This window comes from Neisseria sp. P0021.S006 (assembly GCF_051956895.1).
In genome coordinates this window covers 1-437 of sequence record NZ_JBQCWZ010001288.1, presented here as the reverse complement: position 1 = coordinate 437, position 437 = coordinate 1, and the positions used below count along the sequence as shown (strand labels likewise).

Here is a 437-nt window from a genome sequence, read left to right as displayed (position 1 = left end):
CCATATAATACAATAAGCATTAAACCGCCTCTTATCCTAAAAAGGCCGTCTGAACCCAAATCAGGTTTCAGACGGCCTTTTTGAATCATGTTAATAAACATTTGCCGCTTGGCTATGCAAAAGACACCAGCAGGCTTACTTGTTTATGTGGTTATTCATATCCCGACTACAATTTAATCCATTGCCGCCATTAACCTTTTGCCAATATTTCAGCTTCCGCCCACAATCCCCGCTTCTGCTCTGCCGTCAATTTCTTAATGCCTATTTCCCGTTTCAGCGCTTCACTTTTATTCAGGCCGTCTGAAACGATGCGCATCTCGACAGGCTTGTTCAACCGCGTGTATTTCGCGCCTTTTCCTGACAAGTGCGCCGCAAATCGCTCTTGAGGACGGTTGCTGATGCCGCAATAAAACGCACCGTTTTCGCACAAAATCAGG

1 protein-coding gene is annotated in these 437 nt (G+C 45.5%); it reads right to left on the bottom strand.

Annotated features, from left to right (window positions below; all coding sequences use genetic code 11):
• Positions 1-190: 190 nt before the first annotated feature.
• Positions 191-436 (bottom strand): GIY-YIG nuclease family protein, encoded by a 246-nt coding sequence (locus ACTHUM_RS19920; RefSeq protein ID WP_440403996.1) that lies wholly within the window; start codon positions 434-436, stop codon positions 191-193.
• Position 437: the final 1 nt, after the last annotated feature.